The sequence below is a fragment of the Undibacterium sp. RTI2.2 genome (assembly GCF_035018705.1).
Lineage (GTDB): Bacteria > Pseudomonadota > Gammaproteobacteria > Burkholderiales > Burkholderiaceae_D > Undibacterium.
The window spans coordinates 72,236-89,454 of the sequence record NZ_JASJXN010000019.1 but is presented as its reverse complement, the minus strand read 5'-3'; the positions used below and the strand labels follow the sequence as shown (position 1 = coordinate 89,454).

At 47.6% G+C, this 17,219-nt stretch carries 11 protein-coding genes; 4 read left to right on the top strand and 7 right to left on the bottom strand.

Annotation, left to right across the window (positions count from 1 at the left end; all coding sequences use genetic code 11):
- Positions 1 to 391 precede the first annotated feature (391 nt).
- Positions 392 to 5,719 carry a hypothetical protein gene (locus tag QN395_RS12285; protein ID WP_322118985.1) on the bottom strand — a complete coding sequence of 1,776 codons (5,328 nt, stop codon included), beginning with the start codon at positions 5,717 to 5,719 and terminating at the stop codon, positions 392 to 394.
- A 78-nt stretch (positions 5,720 to 5,797) separates the two neighbouring features.
- Here QN395_RS12285 and QN395_RS12280 point away from each other — a divergent pair, with 78 nt between their 5' ends.
- The 4 genes from QN395_RS12280 to QN395_RS12265 all read left to right on the top strand — a co-directional run bounded on the left by QN395_RS12280 (position 5,798) and on the right by QN395_RS12265 (position 9,076).
- On the top strand, positions 5,798 to 5,932 hold the full coding sequence (locus QN395_RS12280; protein ID WP_322118986.1) for a hypothetical protein: 135 nt from the start codon (positions 5,798 to 5,800) through the stop codon (positions 5,930 to 5,932).
- A gap of 122 nt (positions 5,933 to 6,054) precedes the next feature.
- Positions 6,055 to 6,690, top strand: a complete 636-nt coding sequence (upp, locus tag QN395_RS12275) for a uracil phosphoribosyltransferase (protein WP_416200155.1) — start codon at positions 6,055 to 6,057, stop codon at positions 6,688 to 6,690.
- Between the two features lie 122 nt (positions 6,691 to 6,812).
- Entirely contained in the window at positions 6,813 to 7,982 is a 1,170-nt protein-coding gene (locus QN395_RS12270) for a pyridoxal phosphate-dependent aminotransferase (protein WP_322118988.1), read from the top strand.
- Positions 7,983 to 8,227: 245 nt separating this feature from the next.
- The gene (locus tag QN395_RS12265; protein WP_322118989.1) at positions 8,228 to 9,076 is read left to right on the top strand and encodes an alpha/beta fold hydrolase; all 849 of its coding nucleotides are present in this window, start codon (positions 8,228 to 8,230) and stop codon (positions 9,074 to 9,076) included.
- Positions 9,077 to 9,493: 417 nt separating this feature from the next.
- Here the strand turns inward: QN395_RS12265 and QN395_RS12260 are convergent, their stop codons facing one another.
- The 6 genes from QN395_RS12260 to QN395_RS12235 all read right to left on the bottom strand — a co-directional run bounded on the left by QN395_RS12260 (position 9,494) and on the right by QN395_RS12235 (position 17,172).
- On the bottom strand, positions 9,494 to 9,940 hold the full coding sequence (locus QN395_RS12260) for a hypothetical protein (RefSeq protein WP_322118990.1): 447 nt from the start codon (positions 9,938 to 9,940) through the stop codon (positions 9,494 to 9,496).
- A gap of 21 nt (positions 9,941 to 9,961) precedes the next feature.
- The gene (gene zapE, locus QN395_RS12255) at positions 9,962 to 11,059 is read right to left on the bottom strand and encodes a cell division protein ZapE (RefSeq protein ID WP_322118991.1); all 1,098 of its coding nucleotides are present in this window, start codon (positions 11,057 to 11,059) and stop codon (positions 9,962 to 9,964) included.
- 79 nt (positions 11,060 to 11,138) lie between these two features.
- Positions 11,139 to 12,566 carry a dihydrolipoyl dehydrogenase gene (gene lpdA / locus QN395_RS12250; protein ID WP_322118992.1) on the bottom strand — a complete coding sequence of 476 codons (1,428 nt, stop codon included), beginning with the start codon at positions 12,564 to 12,566 and terminating at the stop codon, positions 11,139 to 11,141.
- 39 nt (positions 12,567 to 12,605) lie between these two features.
- Entirely contained in the window at positions 12,606 to 12,941 is a 336-nt protein-coding gene (locus QN395_RS12245) for a PspC domain-containing protein (protein WP_322118993.1), read from the bottom strand.
- Between the two features lies 1 nt (position 12,942).
- Entirely contained in the window at positions 12,943 to 14,211 is a 1,269-nt protein-coding gene (gene odhB / locus QN395_RS12240) for a 2-oxoglutarate dehydrogenase complex dihydrolipoyllysine-residue succinyltransferase (RefSeq protein ID WP_322118994.1), read from the bottom strand.
- Between the two features lie 105 nt (positions 14,212 to 14,316).
- A complete protein-coding gene (locus QN395_RS12235; protein ID WP_322118995.1) occupies positions 14,317 to 17,172 on the bottom strand; it encodes a 2-oxoglutarate dehydrogenase E1 component in 2,856 nt (951 codons plus the stop codon).
- Positions 17,173 to 17,219: the final 47 nt, after the last annotated feature.

Genomic DNA, 17,219 nt, shown 5'->3' with positions numbered 1-17,219 from the left:
CGCTACCAATCTGATTGCACATTTTCTAATACACCCAGCTGCATCGCTCCTCATTGCAACATGAAGCTTAGGTCTTCATCTGGTCTTGCTGGGGAACCGAAAAAATGCAAACTCAGACTCTTCCAGCTGCCGTTTCTAGGATAATTAAAGACAAAAACAATAGACCATCACTGGTCTATTGTTTTTTTAATTTACAAATAAATGTAGAGAAATCCATATACTCCCCTATATTTTTTAAATTTATTCCATATAGTCCAATGAATATATGGACGATTAATATATACCTACCCCAAGTATATTTGCATCCACTATGAAATAATTTACTAACAGCTTCAGCGACAGTCTGATCGTTATTCCTGTAGTTCACCCAAAACCTGACGCCGGCTTGTGTTTACTTTACTGCTTTATCCACGCTCGCAATTTGATACGACATATGCAAAGACGCATCCGGTTTTTGTATTTTTTGTGCTAACTGACTGACTTGGCTGACTTGGCGAGTTTGGCTAACCACCGGTGCATTATTTTTTACTACTGCCGCTTGTGACGTTTGTTGAAAACTGAGCGTGCCCCAAGTCGCTGCTGTTGCAACCCCGGCGAATGCCAATACGCCTGCCACAACAGAGCTGCGTAAGCGGAACGGTGGCAAGTTTTGACTTGGCATTGCTGGCATCTCTGGGATGACAACGGCAACTGGCGCTTGCAACAACATCTCTTGAGCGCGCTGACGCCACACTGCGCTGGTCGCCTGATTGTGCGATAAACGGCTAATCAGTTCATTGGCCACTGTTTCTGCCTGTTGATGCTCTTGCTGTAATTGCAGACGCAATTGTTCTGCTTGCTGCTCGGTTAATTGTTCAGCCAGTTGCAAGTCTTGTTGAAATTGTTCTTTGAGTAAATTAGCGTCAGCCTGTGCTTGTTGCAGACGCGTTGCCACCAGCTCTGCCGCTTGCTGCGCTGCTTGTTGCGCCTGAACAGCGGCAGCATCAGCGATGATCGCAGCCTGATTTTCAGCCATCAATTTCTCTTGCAGCAAGTTATTGGTTTTTTGTTCTTGCGCAATCCGACGCAGCATTTTTTGATGCATTTCTTCATTAATGGCTTGCTGACTTTGTAGTGCCTGGTCAATCGCCTGATTTTCTTGCATCAACTCTTGCAAACGATTTTTTTCTGCCTCGACCAATTTTGCATCTAACTCAGTTTGCAAGCCGGTTTGATGATTCAACTCAGCCTCAAGATTGGCACGCGCGTTGATGATGTTTTGTGCGGCTTGGCTCAGTGTTTGTTCTATTGCCAGTTTTTCTTGTGCAGCGATGCTGGCGGCTTGCTCTAAGGTGACTCGCTCTGCACTTTGCTGACATAATTCTTGTTCGATACGAAGACGTTGCTCTGCCTCGGCAGCGAGTACTTTTTCAAATTCCATTTTTTGGCTTATTGCCTCCATTGCCAATTGATTTCGTTTAATGGTGACTGTGTGTAATTGCGCTTGCTCTTCCATTGCCAGCAATTTAATTTGCGCCAGCTCTGCTGCCTGTAATTCTGCATGCTGCAAAGCCAATAATTGGTCAGCATGAGCTTGCGCCAGGTTGGCATTGTGTTCTTGTGTTCTTGCATATTGCTGCGCAAATGTAGCGGCTTCTTGCTCGGCTTCTTGTTTTGCATGTATTGCAGCTTTTGCCTCTTGTTCTGCCAAGGCTCTAGCTGTGCACAAGGCCAGGTAGGTTTGCTCGATTTGCACTCTTTGTGCGGCTTCGTCCGCAGCGATTTGTTCTGCTGCCCGTTTTTGTTGGATCAGGCTTAATGCCAGCAATTCATTGGCGGCTTTTTCATTTTCTAAACGAGCTAACTCGCTAGCTTCCTGCGCTTTTAATTCTGCAGCACGGACTGCTTCACGCTGCGCATCTGCGTGATCAGCAGATGCAGCAAACAACGTCTGCTGAGTCGCCAGTAATTGTTGTACCTCTGCTGCGGCCTGGGCTTCTTGTTCTGCAATATCAATGGCTGTTTGTGCCAACTGTGCTTCTGCTTGCAGTCGTTGTTGCACAAAAACATGCGCCTGTTGTTCTGCCTCTAATTTTTTCTGCAGCTGTTGTGCTAGCTCGCGCTCTGCCTCTAACCGTACTTGCTCTGCTGCGCTGGAGTCAATCAGCAATTGTGTTTTTTCATGTAAGGCAGTAGCAGCCTGGCGCTTGACCATCGACTCTTCTACTGAGATTGCCAGCCATTGTTTTTCATGACAATTGAATTGCTCTACGCTGAGTTTGGTCTCTTGCTCTGCTTGCAAACGTGCTTGTACTAAGACATTTTTTTCTTCTTCCGCTAACTGGCGTTGCTCTGCGATGAGCAACACTTGTATCTCTGCATCTTGTCTTTGCTGGATAGAGATTTGTGTCGCTTGCTCTGCTGTCTGACGTTGTGCGATTAGTGCAGATAAAGCTTGTTGTTCTTGCAGATTTTGTTCAGCGAGTTGTTGTACCAACTGTTGCGCATCGGCCTGAGCGGCAGCCTCCTGATACAAGAGTTGCGTGGTGATCAAGTTGGCTTCGATAGCGGTTCTGGCGAGATTTTCTGCCTCTTGTTTTGCCTGTGCAAACTGAGTCAGGGCTTGCTCTGCATTGTGCTTGGCGGTAGTTTCTTGTAAGGCCTGTTGCTCAGCTTGTAATTTTGCTTCAGTTGCTGCTACCAGTGCTGCATCTGCTTCTAGCCGCTGACGTGCAACGTGCTCTAAGTCAGATAGTTTGCGCGATTTTTCTACATTAAGTTGATGTGCTTTGTGCTTGGTATCGGCATAGATTCTGACATTTTCATACAGCTCTTTTTCTGCCTGCAAATTAGCTTCTGCCAATTCTTTTGCTTGCTGTTCTGCGATCACTCGGGCTTGCGCCAGCACATTGGCCTGGCGTTCTGCTTCTGCTTTTGCGATTGCGGCTTCGGTGGCGATTTTTTCTGCAGCGAGGCGATCTTGCTGCAATTGCTTTTCTTCTTGTACGGCTTTGGATTTTTTTTCTTCCAAAATCAGTTTGTCTTGCAGTGCAGCCAAAGCACTTTGTTGTGCCAGAGCTTTTTCTTTTTCTAAACGCGACAAATGAGTTGCAGCAACGGCACGCGCCTCTGCGGCAATGGCGGATTGTTGCTCTGCCTCTGCTTGCGCCTTCGCTTGTACTAATTGTTCTTGTTCGGCTTTGGCTTGTGCTTCTATTGCTATTTTTGCTTGTTGCTCTGTTTGCAGACGGGCCGAGTGCGCTTCTTTTTGCTCTTGCTCTAGTTTGATTTTGGCATCAATTTCAGCCAATAATTGTTTTTCTACCTGTAATTTTTGTTGCACGATATCCAGCGCTTTTTGCTCGGATTCTGCACGTTGCTGCAAGGTTTTTTGCAGCTCGGCTAATTCAGCCACTTTTAGTTGTGCATTGGCAGCTGTCTGTTTTTGTAAGGCAGCGTGTTCAGTGATTTTTTGTAAGCGTAACTGCTCTGCCTCAATCAATGCCTGACGTGCTTCACGCGCTTGCACTTCTTGCTCCTGACGCGCTTGTAACAAGGACGCATGCTGGCGATCGGCGCTGGCACGGGCAATGATTTCTTCTGCGGTTTTTTTCTCGGCTTCGAGTTTTTCTTGTGCTGCTAAGGCGGCATCGCGTTCTGCTTCAAAACGGATTTGTTCAGCCTTGGTTTGCTCTACTACCTGGCGGGTTTTGACCAGCGCAATTTTGGCCGCCTGGCGTTGCATTTCCGTTTGTACACGCACTTGTTCTAGCGCATATTTTTCTGCTGTAGCAGATGCCTCTAAGGCCAGTCGTTGCTCGCGCTCGGATTGTTCTTTGGCTTGCGCTACGGCTTTGGCTTCTTGTTCTGCGCGTATGCGTGATTCTGTCTCGATCTGGGCGACCTGTTCAATCACTAATTTTTCTTGCGTCAGCTTTAATACTTGCTGAACGGCGTCTGCACGTTTACGCTCGACAATGAGTTTTTCTTGTACGGCATCGAGTGCTTTTAGCTCGTTATCGTTGCGTTGCTGCTGAACCCGAACCAGTTCGCTGGCTTCTTGTTCTTTTTTGAGATTAACGGCGGCAAGCTGTTGTTGCAAGGCGACTTGTTCCATGGTTTTTTCCAAGGTTAACTTCTCTGCCGTGCAGCTAGTCTCTGCCGCAATACGGGCAGTTTGCTCGGCTTCTTGCTGCATGATTAAAATAGCGGCGCGGGCTTGCTCTGCTTGCGCACGGGCATTGGCTGTTTCTATTTTTTGTTGCTCTGCCTGGAGTTTTTGCTGCAACGCCAAGGCCGCTTTTTGTTCGGCATCTGCTCTTAATTTTTCTGCCTGCGCCAATTCCAATGCACTCTTGGCTTTTTGCTGCGCGACGGCATAGGTTTGCTTTAAGACGGTGGCTTGAAACGTTGCTGCTTTCAACGCTTGTTGTTCTGCATCGGCTTGTTCGCGGGCGAGTTGCTCTGCTTGCTGGTCGATAGTAGCGCGCTGTTTGGCCAACGTGACGGCGCGCTGTTCTTCCTGCATGCGTTGCTGAGCTAACTTGGTGGCATGCAGTTCTGCAATACGGCGCTGCTTGGCCTGTTCAGTCGCTTGTGCTTCTGCTTCTAATCTAATGCGGTTTTCTGCATCGGCTTGTTGCTCTTCCTCGATACGGATCAGGGCCTTGGACTGTAGCTCTTTTTCGGTTTGTATCCTTTGTTGAGTAACTTGCTCTATCCGTTCTTCCGCATCACGACGGGCTTGGGCTGTGGTGGCGGCGACGACTTCGGTTTGCTCCCTTCTGGCGGACGCATTACGCAATTCCAGCTCAGATTGCATGCGTAATTGTATGGCTGCAGTGGCGCGCCGATCTGATTCTGCTCGGGCTTGGGCGATAGCTTCATGCTCTTGTTCTACGGCGACGCGGGCAAGTGCATCTTCGCGTGCGCGGACTTCTGCCGGGGCACGGTTGATGGCAAATTCTAGCGCCATGGCTTCTGCTTGTTCGCGCTCTTTGCTGACTTGTAGTGCTTCGCTACGGACTTTGGCGAGCATTTCTGTGGTTTCGCGTGCTTCTTTATCGCGCCGCTCGCGCTCACGAGCCAGCTCGGCCATCCGTGCATCGGCACGTGCGCGTTCTTCGGCCTCGTTTTTAGCTGCCTGGGATGCGGCAAAACGTTCTGCCGCCCAGTTGCGGGCATTTTGGCTTTCTTTGGCTAATCGTTCTGCGGCTGCTTTGGCTTTGGCGTTAATTTCGGTATCGGCTTGCAATTGTTCGCTGGCGCGTTGTGTGGCTTGCAGCTCTAGTTTAGAACGCTTTTCTGCTTGCTCGCGCGCCAGGGTATCTAATCTGGTGCGCTCTAGCATGTCTTGTGTTTCTTGGCTGTCGGCGGCAATTCTGGCCTGACTGGCGGCACGCGATTGACGCTCTGCCTGCAAGCGCGCATGGCTACTGGCACTGGCTTCTTCTTCTAACTGTAATTTCTCTTGCGCCAGATTGGCTGACTCTGCCTCGGCTTCGGCACGGGCTTCTGCCAGCGCACGGGCGCGGGCTTCGGCTTGTGTTCTTGCCTCTGTAGCGACGGTGGCTCTCGCTTCTGTCTCTACGCGGGCGATGGCTTCGCGTATGCCTTTAACATCGATGCGAGAATGTGACTCCAGCGCGGCATCCGAGGTATGGAAATCGTCTCGTTGTCCAGCGTCCAGAGGGTACGACCCTAAGGATAATCTGTTTAACAATGTTTGATTTGCGTCCATGCCATGCTCCTGATTGTCTGACCGCTCCTTTGGCACTGTGGATAGCGCCCTACCGGAACTTCTTAACATGGATTATCAATGAACGATTTGCAAACAATTGCGGGAGTAGAAGCGGAAAAGTCCTTCATTTCCAATTTTTACGAAGGCGGGATCAAATCAGAGCTAGTTATTGATGAAGATAAACAGAAACAATTCCATTGCCGGCGCCCATAAATGCGCTTGGGGACGTAAAATAACTGCTGGTTCAATTTGGACACGCTAGGGTCTGTCATCTGTGACTCATCTGAAACTCATTTGTTACTTAACTCAGACCCCCGACCTCATTACGGAGAATTATCTTGTCAGACTATGTGACCGAAATCAGACACCCTCTGATGCAACACAAACTCACTCTCATGCGCAGCAAAGAAACGACCACGGATAACTTCCGCCGTCTGTTGCGTGAAATTAGCCAGATGCTGGCATATGAAGTCACCCGCGATTTGCCTTTGGAAAAAGTGACAATAGAAACCCCGATGGCGACCATCGAGGCGCCGACCATCAGCGGCAAAAAGCTGTGCGTCATCTCAGTACTGCGTGCTGGTAACGGTATTTTGGATGGCATGCTGGATTTGTTACCGGCGGCACGCGTTGGTCATATTGGTTTGTACCGCGATCCTGAAACATTGGAGCCGGTCGAGTATTACTTTAAAGTGCCAGAAGATATCGCAGAACGTTTAGTGATCGTGGTCGATCCTATGCTGGCAACCGGCAATTCGGCAGCAGCGGCGATTACCCGCATCAAACAAAATGGCGCGACGTCAATCAAATTTGTTTGCTTGCTGGCTGCACCTGAAGGCATCAAAGTGATGCAAGCGGCCCATCCTGATGTGTCTATCCTGACAGCATCGATAGACGATTGCCTGAACGAACATGGCTACATCATCCCTGGTCTTGGTGATGCGGGTGATCGTTTATTCGGAACTAAGTAAATTTATTCAATGCAATATTAAGAACACTAAACTAGTCGAGTTTAGTACCCAAGAGCAATACCGCTAACTATTCTGACTAGCTGGTATTGCTCTTCTTGATCACACCTTTCAATCTGATTCAGATGACTTCTTTCAATCCCCCATTGCAACTCAGCTCTAAATTGCCCGACGTCGGCATGACGATTTTTTCGATTATGTCGGCTTTGGCTGCGGAGAAAAATGCGGTCAATCTGGGGCAAGGCTTTCCTGATTTTGATTGCGATCCTGCTTTGCTGGATGCAGTCAGTAGTGCGATGCGCCATGGGCATAATCAGTACCCGCCAATGCCTGGTCTACCGCTATTACGGGCCGAAATTGCTAAAAAAATCTACGCAATTTATGGCCATAGCTATGATCCGGTAACAGAAATCACCGTCACTGCGGGTGCAACTCAGGGCATATTGACGATTTTGCTGGCTTGCGTACACGCTGGTGACGAAGTGATCGTGATTGAACCTGCCTATGACAGCTATGTGCCAGCCATCCGCTTAGCTGGCGGCGTGCCGGTATTGGTGTCGATGGAACTAGGCACGGACGGTTACAGCATTCCCTGGGACAAGCTAGCTGCCAAGATCACAGATAAAACCCGTCTGATCATGCTGATCTCGCCGCACAATCCCACCGGATTTGTGCTGAGTCCGGCAGATATTCAGTCGCTAACCGAGATTGTGCGCAACACCAAGGTGCTGATTGCATCGGATGAAGTGTATGAGCATATGGTATTTGACGGCTTGCGTCATGAGTCTCTTGCGCGTTACGAAGAACTGGCGGCTCGCAGCTTTATTATCTCCAGCTTCGGCAAAACCTATCATGTCACTGGCTGGAAAGTAGGTTATGTCACCGCCCCGGTCGCACTGATGCAAGAATTCCGCAAAGTGCATCAATTTAATGTATTCACTGTCAATACGCCAATGCAATTGGGACTGGCGCACTATTTAGCAAATCCTGCACCGTATCTGGACTTGCCTGCGTTCTATCAGCAAAAACGGGATTTTTTCCGTGACGGTTTAAAAAACTCCCGCTTTAAGTTGCTGCCAGCACAAGGAACTTACTTCCAATGTGTCGATTATTCAGCGATTTCTGATCAGTCAGAGCTGGATTTTGCACGCTGGTTGACCAGCGAAATAGGTGTGGCAGCGATTCCACTGTCCGGCTTTTACCAGCAGGCAAACGAATCCGGGATTGTACGGTTTTGCTTTGCTAAGCAAGAGCAGACCTTGCATGCCGCATTGCAACGCCTGCAGGAAATATAAATACTTAGATAGAGTATATTTACGGCACCTTTTATATACATGCACGTAGGTGCTATATTTAACCATACTCCCTATTTTTTTAATCCCCTTTCTATTTCCCTTTGGCTTTTCTGCTGGTTTTCACCAATACGGGCTATCGGTCAAATATTGCATTTCATCCCGAAGATTTTGTGCTTTGTCGCTTCACATCTAATTTCAAATTGTCATTCGTATAATCTCAGGATTTTCAACCTGTGGATTCAATTATGCTATTACGCTTAACTCTCGCTTTCGTCGCATTCGCCATATCACTCAATACATATGCACAAAGCAGAATCGAAAAGATCAACAATCACAATATTGAAGTGTTGCAGATTGAGACTACCAAATCCAAAGCCATCGTCGTATTTGAAAACGGATCACGCGAAACTCTGGATAAGTGGAGCAAAGTTATTGAAGATATTAAAAACGAGGCGACCGTATTTGCCTACAACCGTCCCGGCTATGGCAAAAGTGATGAAACGGAAGCGCTACGTGATGGCCGAACGATTGTGGAAGAACTACGCAAGACTTTGCAACACCAAGGCTTAAAACCACCTTATCTGCTGGTTGGTCATTCATTAGGCGGGTTGTACATGCAGCTATTTGCCCGGATGTATCCCCAGGACGTTGCGGGTGTTGTTCTGGTTGATGCCATCTATCCTGGCGTCATCAAAAAAACAGCCGACTTCCCGCTTTATACCCGAATTGCCAAACAGATCTTTTTTAGTACAGTAATTAATCACGAGATAGACCAAATCTTCAATACCGGCGAAGAAGTTCTTGCATTACCATGGGCAAATAAAATTCCTGTAGAGCGACTGTTTAACGTCCCCAAATCAGCAGGCGCAATTGCTGTCGATTTCGGCGTTACTGATTCTGGCCCCAAACTAGCAGCTATGGTCGAGGGACTTTACCCAAACGCCAACACGACCATCGTCGATTCTGACCATCAAATACAAGTCGCCAATCCAGAGGTCGTTGTAGCAGCTATTCGCAGAATAATGACTGCAAAAGCGATCAAGGACTCGATTGCCAAAACACAGTTAAGCGGCACCGGTGTCGCCGTCCATTGAGTGATCGTGATGTGACAGCAATTCTGCTATCGGGCTTTTATCAGCAAGCAAGCGAATCCGACATCGTACGGTTTCGTTTTACTAAGCAAGAGCAGACCTTGCAGAAGGCGCTAACTCGTTTGAGTACGCTCTGAATTTGCACCTGAATTCGCACCTAAGTTAGCATTGAATTAAACATTAGATTGGCGCTATAGCTGACGCCTAAACCGGCATTCAAGCATCATATATACTTACCCACAGTATATTTTAACGTCTAGGTTTATTCTGGACAATGAGGCTATTTTTGACACATACTCCCCTTTTTTTAGATATTTTAGGGGATTTATTTATATTGATCTCGCTCTTTAAGCAGCGCAACAATAACGCAATATTCGGTGCCAGCCCGGCAACACCATGCAGTGCGCATTATCATTGTTATTACTTTTTCTGCTCGTCCAACTGTTTTTGCTCATTTTTTAATTTCAACTCAGCATCTAGTTCTTCAATATGCTCTTTGCGTTTATAAGCTTTTGCTTCTACTGAGATACGCTGCAAAATAACAGAATGCTTGCGGCGACTAAGCTTGGCGTTGTCCAGACAAGAGTTGACGAAAAAACGTTCGTAACAGGTGTGTTGAGTGCGAATATACCAAGCTTGCAATTGTCTTTGGGTTGGCTCTACTTGGGCTAATGCGGCATCGGCAGCTTCGACGGTTTGAATGGCTTTTGGTGCATACGTCTGATCCAGTTTGCCGACAACACTAGCCAACTCATCCAGCGTCAAAGGCGGATCTTGTATCTGAGCAGAGGATACTGAGCAAAAACTGAATAAACCAATAGCCAGGACAGACGACAAATAAGTAAATCTGCGGTGAAACGGTGTCATAGATCAAGCTTTCAGAATAAGTTAAGTGAGAGTATCAGTACTGTGCCGCTGATCGGTTTCCATGTATTCACGCGATTGCATCTCGATAATACGCGATACGGTACGGTGAAACTCATTCGATAAAGTACCTTGTGTGTACAACTCTTCTGCAGGCACTTCAGCCGACATAATCAGCTTGACCTTGTTATCGTAAAACACATCAATCAACCAGGTAAAGCGACGTGCCTCAGACGACATTGCTGCCGACATGCGCGGGACCGAGGACAATATCACGGTATGAAAACGGCTGGCAATTTCAAGATAATCATTCTGCGAACGGGGGCCGCCACAAAGCGTGCTGAAGTCAAACCACACTGCAGTACCGGCGCGCCGTAAGGCTTTGATGTCCCTGCCCTCAATATTGACTCTGGAGTCTTCATCAGCGGTGTCTGCCAGTTTGGAAAATGCTGTGCGTAACGCTTTATCGGTCGCTGCATTGAGCGGTGTGAGATAAGCATCCACCTGTTCCAGCGCACGCTTGCGGTAATCGTTACCCGAATCGACATTTAAGACATCTAGCTTGTCTTTCAATAGCGCAATGGTGGGTAACATACGATCGCGATGCAGTCCGTCTGGATATAAAGTGTCGGGCTGATAGTTGGATGTCATGACAAATGACACGCCGTTTTCAAACAAGGCGTTCAGCAGATTGTATAGGAGCATGGCATCAGCCACGTCGGATACGTGGAACTCATCAAAGCAAATCAGACGGTATTTTTTAGCAATGCGACGTGCGACTTCATCCAGCGGATCCGCTACACCAGTCAACTCATCCAACTGCCGATGGACTGCACGCATAAATTCATGAAAGTGCTGACGAGTTTTACGCACAACTGGCACGACAGAATAAAAGCTGTCCATCAAAAACGATTTGCCACGCCCTACCCCGCCCCACATATACACGCCGCGTGGTACATCGGGACGGGTGATCAAACGGGTGAACTTGTTGGCGCGCTTGGATTTGTATTCCACCCATTCATCATAGGATTGTTGCAGCCGATCGACTGCGAGTTGTTGTGCAGCATCCGCTTGAAAACCACGCTTGGTCAGGGCTTCTTGATAAAACTCTAGAACATTCATTTTTTACCGCTTAGGAATAAATACGCCGCTGAGAGGATATTTATCCCATCAGCGGCGTCATGTTCAAAAATCGTTCTGATTAGAAGTTCAACGAACGTTTGTCTACTGCCAACGCCGCCTCTTTAGTCGCTTCCGACAGAGATGGATGTGCGTGACAAATACGGGCGATATCTTCTGCTGAGGCTTTAAACTCCATTGCTACAACAGCTTCTGCGATCAACTCCGATGCCATTGGACCGACAATGTGTACGCCTAAGATTTCATCCGTCGTCGCATCTGCCAAGAATTTGACCATCCCGGACGTATCACCTAAAGCACGGGCTCGACCATTCGCCATAAATGGGAATGTGCCAGCTTTGTAAGCAACACCATCTGCCTTCAACTGTTGCTCAGTGCGGCCAACCCAGGCGATCTCAGGTGAAGTATAAATAACCCACGGAATCGTATTGAAGTTGACATGACCATGCTGACCAGCGATGCGCTCAGCAACTGCAACGCCTTCTTCTTCCGCCTTGTGTGCCAGCATAGGGCCACGCACGACGTCACCAACCGCCCAGACATTTGGCAAATTAGTTTTGCAATCACCATCAACCGCGATAAAACCACGCTCATCGAGTTTTAAACCAACACCATCCGCATTCAAGCCGTTGGTGTTAGGTGTACGACCGATGGAGACGATCAATTTATCGAATACCGCTACATGCACAGTACCTTTGTCATCACTGTAATTGACGGTGACGTCGTTCTTACCTTTGACGATCTCGCCAATCTTTACGCCGAGATTGATGGACAAACCTTGTTTCACAAACAGTTTGTGCGCTTCTTTTGCGATTTGCTCATCCACTGCGCCAAGGAAGGTTGGCAGAGCTTCTAACACAGTCACATCAGCACCCAGACGACGCCAGACGCTGCCCATTTCCAAACCGATTACACCGGCACCGATGACGCCCAGTTTTTTCGGTACTGCTGGCAACTCTAAGGCGCCAGTGTTGGACAGAATCAATTCTTCATCAAACTCCGCACCCGGCAAAGCACGTGCATTAGAACCCGTCGCCAGAACGATATGCTTGCCAACGATGCTCTCTTCTGTTTTACCTACGACTTTGATTTCATAGCCGCCTTCAACTGCCTTGGTAAAAGACCCGTGACCGTGGAAAAACGTTACTTTGTTCTTCTTAAAGAGATACACAATACCGTCATTATTTTGCTTAACGATGGTGTTCTTACGTGCCAGCATTTGGCCGATGTTAAGCGCCAGGCCTTTGACTTCGATACCATGATCTGCAAAGGAATGGCCGGCATGCTCATAATGCTCGGATGATTGCAGCAAAGCTTTGGAAGGAATGCAACCAACATTGGTGCAGGTGCCGCCTAATGCTGGCGTACCTTTATCAGTACTCCATGCATCGATACATGCGGTGGAAAAACCGAGCTGTGCTGCACGGATCGCTGCTATATAGCCGCCAGGGCCGCCGCCGATAACGACGACATCAAATTGTTTACTCATGAATATTTTCCTGATGTGTTCAGATTGTGTTCGCTCTATTTATTCTTCTTCCGGGATAAATATCCATGCAAGGATATAAGCCACCAGACCAGAACCAAAATAGAAAGTGAACATAACGAAAAGCAAACGCCAGATCCAGGATTCGACTCCGGTAAGTTTGCCAAGACCACCACAAATGCCACCTAGCCATTGATCTTTTCTGGACCGGCGGAACTGATTTAATTGATTGATCGTTTGATCAGTGCCAGACCATGATTGTTCAGCACTTTCATTCGACGCCAGCAACTTAGCCTTGGCTTGCGCGAATTCGGCATCAGTCAGTGCGCCCGACTGATGCAGTTCGTGCAGACGTTTGATTTCGTCAGCGAAGTTCATATTACAGATCTAGCAACAAGCGAGCTGGATCTTCCAATGCTTCTTTCATTGCGACCAAACCTAAAACTGCTTCGCGACCATCAATGATACGGTGGTCGTAAGACATCGCAAGATAGTTCATCGGGCGGATTACAATTTGACCATTTTCAACAACAGCACGGTCTTTAGTTGCATGCACACCTAAGATTGCGGATTGCGGTGGATTAATAATCGGTGTGGACAACATCGATCCAAAAGTACCACCGTTGGAGATGGAGAACGTACCGCCAGTCAAATCTTCCAGTGTCAGTTTGCCGTCTTTGGCTTTGGCACCAAATTCACCAATTTTCTTCTCAATCTCAGCAATCGACATTTGATCCGCATTACGCAAGATAGGTACTACTAAACCACGTGGGGAACCGACTGCAATACCGATATCAAAATAGCCGTGGTACACGATGTCATTGCCATCAACAGAAGCATTAATAACCGGATATTTTTTCAAAGCAGCAACGGCAGCTTTAACGAAGAAAGACATAAAACCCAGTTTAACGCCATGTTCTTTTTCAAATTTGTCTTTGTACTTATTGCGCAATTCCATAACTGGTGCCATGTTGACTTCATTGAAGGTCGTCAAAATCGCATTCATCGATTGAGATTGCAACAAGCGCTCTGCAATACGGGCGCGCAAACGGCTCATTGGCACGCGCTCTTCAGGGCGATCACCTAAGTTCATTGCCGGCGCATTGACTTGCTGCAAAGCTGGCTTGCTTGCAACTGGTGCTGCGATTGGCGCAACTACTGGTGCAGTCGCTGTAACGGCAGGTTTTGCAACTGCGGCTAAGGCGTCGCCTTTGGTAACGCGACCGTCTTTGCCTGTGCCATCAATTGCACTGGCAGACATATTGTTTTCAGACAAAATTTTTGCAGCAGCTGGCATTGCAACACCAGCAGATTTAGCAGCAAGACTATTGATTGCATCAGTTACTGGATCAGTTGTTAAAGCAACTGGGAGTGCGGTGACTTGGAGCGGACTAACCTTGGCAGATGCGTCAGTATCCAAAATAGCAATGATTTCACCAGCAACCACGGTACTACCGTCTGGTTTGATGATTTGAGTAATAATACCGGCCTCTGGTGCAGGTAACTCCAGAACAACTTTGTCCGTTTCTACATCAATCAAGTTCTCGTCACGTTCGACGGATTCACCAACTTTTTTATGCCATGTGAGCAAAGTTGCCTCTGCAACTGACTCGGATAATTGCGGTACTTTTACTTCGATAATTGCCATGTTTTTTCTCCGTTTCGGATATCTGTTGGGCGCAGCAGCTTCTGCTGCGCCACGGATCACTAATTGATTTATGCGTAATGAATACGCACAGTCAATACAAGATCGTTATTTAGTCAGGACGTAGCCTTTGAGTTTAGAAAATGCCGTATCCAGCAATGCTTTTTGTTGTGCGTAGTGCTTGTCGTAGTAACCTACAGCAGGCGATGCGCTAGCTGGACGACCGGCATATGCCAGTTTTTGACCTTCATCCAGACTTTCAAAAATATTGTGCTGAATCTGGAACCAAGGTCCCTGATTTTGCGGCTCATCTTGTGCCCAAACCAACTCAGCCAATTGTGGGAATTTTTTCAACTCAGCTGAGAAGCTCTTATGTGGGAACGGATATAACTGCTCCACACGGATAATCGCCGTATCAGTCTGACCACGCTCTTTACGTGCGTTGACCAGATCATAGTAAACCTTGCCTGAACAAGCGATCACACGCTTCACTTTTTTGGCATCGATCTTGTCATCCACTTCGCCAATCACTGTATGGAAACTACCTTTTGCTAATTCAGACAACGGAGAACCCGCATCTTTATTACGCAGCAAGGACTTCGGCGTCATGATGACCAAAGGCTTACGGAACTGACGGATCATCTGACGACGCAAGAGATGGAAAATTTGCGCAGCATTCGTCGGCTGAACCACTTGCATATTATTGTCAGCGCACAACTGTAAGAAGCGTTCAGGACGTGCAGATGAATGCTCTGGACCTTGGCCTTCGTAACCATGCGGCAACATCAGCACCAAACCAGAAGCACGACCCCATTTTACTTCACCGGAGCTGATGAATTGATCGATAACAACTTGAGCACCGTTAGCGAAATCGCCGAATTGTGCTTCCCAGATTGTCAATGTATTTGGTTCTGCAGTGGAATAACCATATTCAAATGCCAATACAGCTTCTTCTGACAATACAGAATCAATCACGACGAATGGAGCTTGCTTGTCTGAAATGTTTTGCAAAGGAATATAAGTACCTGCATCCCAACGCTCACGATTTTGATCATGCAAAACCGCGTGGCGATGTACAAATGTGCCGCGACCGGCATCTTGACCCGTCAAACGGATTGCATAACCAGACGCAACTAAAGATGCGTAGGCAAGATGCTCGCCCATACCCCAGTCAAGATTTAATTCACCGCGACCCATGGTGGCGCGGTCGCCCAAAACTTTTTCAACCAGACTATGCGGCTTGAAGCTTTCTGGCACCGTCGTAATACGCTCAGCTAAACGCTTCAACTCAGAAAGAGGTACTGCTGTATCTGCTGCGTCAGTCCATTTACGGTTTAGGAAAGGAATCCAATCCACTGCATATTTGTTCTTGAAGTTGGAGATGACCGGATCAACCGTATGCTTACCTGCATCCATAGCATCACGGAAAGCCTTGACCATCGTATCGCCACCATCAGCTGGGATCGTACCTTGCGCTGCCAATTTATCGGCGTACATTTTACGAGTACCAGGGTGCTGAGCAATTTTTTTATACATTAAAGGCTGCGTCAGCGCTGGTGTGTCCTGCTCGTTATGACCTAGCTTGCGGTAGCAAATAATATCAACAACGACATCCTTCTTGAACTCCATACGGTAGTCCAAAGCGATCTGTGTTGCCAGAACAACGGCTTCAGGATCATCAGCATTAACGTGCAATACAGGTGCTTCAATCATTTTTACGACGTCGGAACAATACAAAGTAGAACGGGAATCGCGCGGATCAGATGTAGTAAAACCAATCTGATTGTTGATCACGATATGTACCGTTCCGCCAGTACCATAACCACGTGTTTGCGCGAGGTTCAGCGTTTCCATGACAACGCCCTGACCTGCAAACGCAGCGTCACCATGAACTAATATAGGTAGAACTTGAGAACCATCTTTGTCGCCACGACGCTCCATACGCGCCTTAACCGAACCCTCAACTACTGGATTAACGATTTCAAGATGGGATGGATTGAATGCAAGGGACAAATGGACTGGTCCGCCCGGAGTGGAAATATCTGATGAGAAGCCTTGGTGGTATTTAACGTCACCTGCTGGCAGATCGTCACCATGTTTACCTTCAAATTCAGCAAACAAATCTTGTGGCATCTTGCCCAGAGTATTGACCAACACGTTCAAACGACCACGATGCGCCATACCGATAACGATCTCTTCAACACCACGTTCACCAGCACGTTGAATAGTCTCGTCCATGGAGGCGATAAAACTCTCACCACCTTCGAGTGAGAAACGTTTTTGACCAACGTAACGAGTATGAAGGTAGCGCTCTAAACCTTCTGCTGCGGTCAAGCGATCAAGAATATGTTTTTTCTTTTCAGCGGAAAAACTTGGAGTCGAACGAATGGACTCAAGCTTTTGTTGTAACCAGCGCTTTTCAGTTGGGTCGCTGATATACATAAATTCAGCACCGATCGAACGACAGTAAGTATCGCGCAAAGAATTCAGCAAATCGCGCAATGATGCGGTTTCTGGCCCAAAATAGGTGTTGCTAATGTTGAACTGAATATCCATATCAGCATCTGTAAAGCCATAAAAACTAGCTTCAAGTTCTGGGATATTTGGACGTTCTTGACGTTGCAAAGGGTCCAAATTCGCCCAATGGCTACCTAAGAACCGATAGGCAGCAATCAATTGCTGTGCAGCGACACGTTTACGACCCATTTCGGCGTCGGCACTCGCACTGACTGTACGAATAGGACCTTGTTTGGCTCGCTCAGCAAACGAAGCAATCACAGGTGCATGCGCTACGTCCGGTTTACTTGAGCCATCGACCGCAGGAACGTTTTGCATCGCGTCAAAATACGCGCGCCAGTTATCAGGAACAGATCCGGGATTGTTTAGATACGCTTCGTAAAGTTCTTCTACGTACGGCGCATTGCCGCCGAACAAATACGAGTTAGCGTTATATTGTTGCATCATCTTGCTCACCTTTCTTCGCGTTTCGCGAGATTAGCGGGTTAATCTAA

What these genes read in the sequence shown, in the direction of transcription:
- QN395_RS12285 (WP_322118985.1), bottom strand. Translation starts at nt 5,719, where the DNA reads ATGGACGCAAATCAAACATTGTTAAACAGATTATCCTTAGGGTCGTAC.
- QN395_RS12280 (WP_322118986.1), top strand. Translation starts at nt 5,798, where the DNA reads ATGAACGATTTGCAAACAATTGCGGGAGTAGAAGCGGAAAAGTCCTTC.
- QN395_RS12270 (WP_322118988.1), top strand. Translation starts at nt 6,813, where the DNA reads ATGACTTCTTTCAATCCCCCATTGCAACTCAGCTCTAAATTGCCCGAC.
- QN395_RS12265 (WP_322118989.1), top strand. Translation starts at nt 8,228, where the DNA reads ATGCTATTACGCTTAACTCTCGCTTTCGTCGCATTCGCCATATCACTC.
- QN395_RS12260 (WP_322118990.1), bottom strand. Translation starts at nt 9,940, where the DNA reads ATGACACCGTTTCACCGCAGATTTACTTATTTGTCGTCTGTCCTGGCT.
- zapE (WP_322118991.1), bottom strand. Translation starts at nt 11,059, where the DNA reads ATGAATGTTCTAGAGTTTTATCAAGAAGCCCTGACCAAGCGTGGTTTT.
- lpdA (WP_322118992.1), bottom strand. Translation starts at nt 12,566, where the DNA reads ATGAGTAAACAATTTGATGTCGTCGTTATCGGCGGCGGCCCTGGCGGC.
- QN395_RS12245 (WP_322118993.1), bottom strand. Translation starts at nt 12,941, where the DNA reads ATGAACTTCGCTGACGAAATCAAACGTCTGCACGAACTGCATCAGTCG.
- odhB (WP_322118994.1), bottom strand. Translation starts at nt 14,211, where the DNA reads ATGGCAATTATCGAAGTAAAAGTACCGCAATTATCCGAGTCAGTTGCA.
- QN395_RS12235 (WP_322118995.1), bottom strand. Translation starts at nt 17,172, where the DNA reads ATGATGCAACAATATAACGCTAACTCGTATTTGTTCGGCGGCAATGCG.